Origin of the sequence: Kineococcus rubinsiae, from assembly GCF_011839805.1 — a bacterium.
In the GTDB taxonomy this organism is placed as follows: Bacteria; Actinomycetota; Actinomycetes; order Actinomycetales; family Kineococcaceae; genus Kineococcus; species Kineococcus rubinsiae.
In genome coordinates this window covers 1-5,105 of record NZ_VWPY01000106.1, presented here as the reverse complement: position 1 = coordinate 5,105, position 5,105 = coordinate 1, and the positions used below count along the sequence as shown (strand labels likewise).

Here is a 5,105-nt window from a genome sequence, read left to right as displayed (position 1 = left end):
CGCTGCTGTCCGAGCGGCGGCAGCAGCGGGCCGAGACGCTGGCGTCGGTGCTGAAGAGCACGACGACCCTGGTCCTCGGCGTCGTCGCGCTGCTCATGGTGCTGAGCGAGCTGTCCCTGGACATCGCGCCCTTCCTGGCCTCGGCCGGGATCGCGGGCGTCGCCCTGGGCTTCGGAGCGCAGAGCCTCGTCAAGGACTTCCTCTCGGGCATCTTCATGCTCGCGGAGGACCAGTACGGCGTGGGCGACGTCGTCGACCTGGGCGACGCGAACGGCACCGTCGAGGCCGTCGGCCTGCGGGTCACGCGCGTCCGCGACGTCAAGGGCACGGTCTGGTACGTCCGCAACGGCGAGATCCTCCGGGTCGGCAACCAGAGCCAGGGCTGGGCCCGGGCCGTGCTCGACGTCTCCGTCGCCTACGGCGAGGACCTCCCGCGGGTGCAGGCGCTGCTGCAGCGCATCGGCGACCACCTCGTCGAGGAGGAGGAGTGGGCCCCGCTGGTGCTGGAGCCGCCGGAGGTCTGGGGCGTGGAGAAGATGACGCAGGACGCCGTCGTGCTGCGCCTGGTCGTCAAGACCGCGCCGCTGCAGCAGTGGGCCGTGCAGCGCGAGCTCCTGCGGCGCATCAAGGCCGCCTTCGACGCGGAGGGGATCAGCTTCCCGTTCGCGCAGCGCACGCTGTGGATCCGCGACGGCGACCCGTCGAAGCTGCTGACCCCCGCCGCGGGCGGGCCGGACTCCACGACCCCCGGGGGCGGCGGGACGGACGCGGCGGACGCGGGTGGCTCGCGGCCGCCGGCGCGCAGCGAGGCCGACGTCGCGGCCGACGTGGACACCACCACCCGCCGGGACTGAACCGCCCGCCCCGGGGCGCCTGGAAGGGGTGCAGGAGGGGTGCGGCAGGCCCTCCTCGCCATCCGGGCGATCGCGACGGACACTGGGGCATGAGCCCCGCCGAACCCGTCACCCCCGCCACCCTCGACGTGCCCCGCGGGGAGGGCCGCCTGGCGCTGGTCACCGGGGTGACGGGCTACATCGGCGGCCGGCTGGTGCCCGAGCTGCTGACGGCCGGCTTCCGCGTGCGGGCCCTGGCCCGCCACCCCGAGACGCTGCGCGGGCGCGACTGGTTCGACGCCGTCGAGGTCGTGCAGGCCGACGCCTCCGACCCCGCGCAGGTGGCCGGCGCCCTGCAGGGCGTCGACGTCGCCTACTACCTGATCCACGCCATGAACGGCGGCGCGCAGTTCGCCTCCCGCGACCGGCGCACGGCCCGCACCTTCGCGCGCGCGGCGGCGGAGGCGGGCGTCGACCGCATCGTCTACCTCGGCGGGCTGCACCCCGAGGACGAGGAGCTGTCGAAGCACCTCGAGTCGCGGCGCGAGGTCGGCGAGATCCTCCTCGACAGCCCCACCCCCACGACCGTCCTGCAGGCCGCGGTCATCCTGGGCTCGGGGTCGGCGAGCTTCGAGATGATGCGCCACCTCACCGAGCGGCTGCCCGCGATGATCTGCCCGCGCTGGGTGTCCAACCGGATCCAGCCCATCGCCGTGCGCGACGTGCTGCGCTACCTCGTCGGCTCGGCTTCGATGCCGCGCGAGGTCAACCGCGCCTTCGACATCGGCGGCCCCGAGGTCATGACCTACCTGGAGATGATGCACGGCTACGCCCGCGTGGCGAAGCTGCCGCGGCGCTACGTGCTGCCCGTGAAGGTCATGTCCCCCAGCCTGTCCAGCCACTGGGTCGGGCTCGTGACGCCCGTGCCGAAGACGATCGCGCGCCCGCTCGTGGAGAGCCTCGTGCACGAGGTCATCTGCAAGGAGCACGACATCGCCGAGTTCGTCCCGGACCCGCCGCAGGGGCTGCTGCCCTTCGCGCGGGCCGTGAGCCTGGCCCTGCAGCGCATCCAGGACGCCGACGTCACGACGCGCTGGAGCTCCGCGTCGGTGCCCGGGGCCCCGAGCGACCCGCTGCCGACCGACCCGGACTGGGCGGGCGGCAACCTCTACGTCGACGAGCGCACCACGGTCGTCGACGCGCCCCGCCACCTCGTGTGGAAGGTGCTGGAGGGCATCGGCGGGGAGAAGGGCTGGTACTCCTGGCCGATGGCGTGGACCATCCGCGGCGTCATGGACGGGTTCTCGGGCGGGCCCGGTCTGCGCCGCGGGCGCCGCGACCCCGAGCACCTGCTGGTCGGCGACGCCGTGGACTGGTGGCGCGTGGAGGAGCTGCGCACCGACGAGCTGCTGCGGCTGCGCGCGGAGATGCGGCTGCCGGGCCTGGCGTGGCTGGACCTGCGCGTCGAGCAGGACGCCGTCGGGCGCACCCTGTTCCGCCAGCGCGCGCTGTTCCACCCGCGCGGGCTCGCGGGCCAGGCCTACTGGGCGGCGATCAGCCCGTTCCACGGCGTGGTCTTCGGGGGCATGCAGCACAACGTGAAGCTGGCCGCGGAGGCGCTGGCCCGCGAGGAGGCCCCCGAGTCGGTCGACGTGCGCGCAGAGGCGACACTGGCCCGGTGACTCCGGCTGACCTCCCCTCCGTGCAGGGTCGCGACCTGCTGGGCCCCGGCCCCGGCACGGCGCGCACGTTCTACGACGAGGTCGGGGGGCACCCGACGTTCGTCCGGCTCGTGGACGCCTTCTACGCCGGGGTGGCGGACGACGAGGTGCTGCGGCCCATGTACCCCGAGGACCTCGGCCCCGCGAACCAGCGGATGCTGATGTTCTTGGAGCAGTACTGGGGCGGGCCGACGACGTACTCCGAGCAGCGGGGCCACCCGCGGCTGCGGATGCGCCACGCGGGGTTCCGGGTGAACCCCGACGCCCGCGACCGCTGGATGCTGCACATGCGGGCGGCCGTGGACGCGCTGGACCTGCCGCCCGCGCAGGAGGGCGTCCTGTGGGACTACCTCGAGCGCGCCGCGCACAGCATGCTCAACACCTTCGACGCCTGAGGACCGGCGTCAGCGGCCGATCGGGGTGGTCCGCACGCCGCCGGGCCCGACCGTGACGAGGCTGCGGTCGGGGACGTCGCTCCAACCCGGGTCGTCGTCGTAGGGCTCGCTGGCCAGCACGACCCCGTCGTCGCGCACGAGGACGGACAGGGTGTCGCCCCACGCGGTCGCGAGCAGCCGCTCGCCGTCGGCCAGCAGGACGTTGAGGCGGGCGCGCGGGTCGGCGGCCCCCACGGCCGCCACGCGGGCGCCGAGGTCGTCGGGGTCCTCGAGCAGGTGCGCAGCGAGGACGGCGCTGTCGCACACCGACTCCGCGTCCCGCCAGGCGGCCGCGGGCAGCACGGCGCGGTCCACGACGCCGTTGTGCGAGAGCAGCCGCCCGTCGCGCAGGAACGGCGCGCAGGCGCTCTCGTCGCCCGGCATCCCGGCGCTCGCGCTGCGGACCGCCGCGAGGACGCAGCCCGCCGCCACGTGCGGGGCGACGGAGGCGAACGACACGCTGGCCCACAGCGGCCCCGCGGCGCGCCAGCGGGCGGGTGCGGGCTGCCCGGGCGTGAACCAGCCGGCCCCCCACCCGTCGGCGTTGACGGTGCCGTGGGCCTGGCGCCGCGGCGCCCAGCTCTGGTGCAGCAGGCCGTGCTCCGGTTCCAGCAGCAGGTCCGACAGCGTCCGCGGGGCGCCGAGCCACGCGAGGTGGCGGCACATCAGGCGTCCCAGGCCAGGCGCAGGCCCGTGAAGACCTGCCGGCGCACGGGGTAGTCCCAGTTGCGGAACGACGGGCGGACCGCGTCGGCCGCCGTCGCCCAGGACCCGCCGCGCAGCACCGTGTAGGTGCCGTCGAAGAACGGCTCCGAGTAGGTGTCGTAGAGCATGGGCGAGAACCCCGGCCAGGGCGCGAACACCGACGACGTCCACTCCCACACGTCACCGATCATCTGCTCCGCCCCGCACGGCGACGCCCCGTCGGGGTAGGCGCCGACCTGGGCCGGGCCGAGCGCGCCCCCGCCGAGGTTCGCGCGGCGCGCCGTGGCGGGTTCCTCGCCCCACGGCCAGCGCCGGCGCCGGCCCGCGGCCGCGTCCCACACGCACGCCTTCTCCCACTCGACCTCGGTGGGCAGCCGGGCGCCGGCCCAGCGCGCGTACGCCTGCGCCTCGTGCAGGTCGACGTGCTGCACGGGTTCGGCGGGCGAGACGGGTTGCCGCGCACCGAAGCGGCGCTCGGTCCAGCCGCCCGCCCCGTCGGGTTCCCAGGTCATCGGCGCGCGCAGACCGGCGGCGACGCGGTGCGCCCAGCCGACCGTCGTCCACAGCCGGGGGTCGTCGTACCCGCCGGCCGCGACGAACCCGGCCCACTCCCCGTTGGTCACCGGGACCCGGCCGATCCGGAACGCGGGGACGTCCACCTCGTGCTGGGGGAACTCGTTGTCCAGGGCCCAGGGTTCGGTCCGCGGGTCCGCGCCGAGCGGGAACGGTCCTGCGGGCACGAGCACCGCGTCAGCCGGCAGCGGCCGTCCCGCGGGCGTCGGCACCGCGTGCAGCAGGGGCTCCCCGGTGCGCAGGCCGTGCGTGGCGAACATCGTCTCGTCGTGCTGGTGCTCGTGCTGGGCGACCATCCCGGCCGCGAACAGCGACGCGTCCGGCCCGAGGCCCGCGAGGGCGTCCAGCACCCGGCCCCGCACCTCGGCCAGCGCGCGCCGGGACGCGGCCGCGTCCAGCAGCGGCAGCTGCGTCCGGGTCGCCCGGGGGTGCTCGAAGGCGTCGTAGAGGCACGCGACGGCCGGCGGGAAGACGGGGCTGCGGTCGGGGTCGCCGGCCTGCAGCAGCCACTGCTCCTCCTGCTGGCCGACGTGCGCGAGGTCCCACACCAGCGGGCTCATCAGCGGCGAGTGCTGCGCCGTGAGCTCGGCCTCGTCGACGTCCGTCAGGGTCAGCGTCGTGCGCCGGGCCGTCTCCAGGGCGGCCACCGCGCTCTCGAGGTCGGTCATCGCAGCTCCTCCGCGGTCAGGCAGGCGTCGGGACCCGAGCGGTGCGCCCGGTCCAGGACGAGGTCGGCGGGCCCGCGGCCCTGCGCCAGCAGCGCCGCCCAGGCCTCGACGTCGGGGCGCAGCGCGGCGGGGACGGCGGGCAGGGCGGCGTCGAGCACGCCGCGGGCGGCC

At 75.8% G+C, this 5,105-nt stretch carries 5 protein-coding genes; 3 read left to right on the top strand and 2 right to left on the bottom strand.

Annotation, left to right across the window (positions count from 1 at the left end; genetic code table 11):
* The 3 genes from F1544_RS22995 to F1544_RS22985 form a co-directional block, all read left to right on the top strand.
* On the top strand, window positions 1-854 hold an 854-nt coding region (locus F1544_RS22995), incomplete at its 5' end, for a mechanosensitive ion channel family protein (RefSeq protein ID WP_167588525.1).
* Window positions 855-943: 89 nt separating this feature from the next.
* Window positions 944-2,515 carry an SDR family oxidoreductase gene (locus tag F1544_RS22990; RefSeq protein WP_167588524.1) on the top strand — a complete coding sequence of 524 codons (1,572 nt, stop codon included), beginning with the start codon at window positions 944-946 and terminating at the stop codon, window positions 2,513-2,515.
* On the top strand, window positions 2,512-2,949 hold the full coding sequence (locus tag F1544_RS22985; RefSeq protein ID WP_167588523.1) for a globin: 438 nt from the start codon (window positions 2,512-2,514) through the stop codon (window positions 2,947-2,949). The genes F1544_RS22990 and F1544_RS22985 overlap by 4 nt, the downstream gene beginning before the upstream one ends.
* A gap of 9 nt (window positions 2,950-2,958) precedes the next feature.
* On the opposite strand, the gene egtC is transcribed toward F1544_RS22985, so the two are convergent.
* Together egtC and egtB are read right to left on the bottom strand one after the other, a co-directional pair.
* The gene (gene egtC, locus F1544_RS22980) at window positions 2,959-3,654 is read right to left on the bottom strand and encodes an ergothioneine biosynthesis protein EgtC (protein ID WP_167588522.1); all 696 of its coding nucleotides are present in this window, start codon (window positions 3,652-3,654) and stop codon (window positions 2,959-2,961) included.
* The gene (egtB, locus tag F1544_RS22975; protein WP_167588521.1) at window positions 3,654-4,934 is read right to left on the bottom strand and encodes an ergothioneine biosynthesis protein EgtB; all 1,281 of its coding nucleotides are present in this window, start codon (window positions 4,932-4,934) and stop codon (window positions 3,654-3,656) included. Before egtB ends, egtC begins: the two co-directional genes overlap by 1 nt.
* Between the last annotated feature and the right edge of the window lie 171 nt (window positions 4,935-5,105).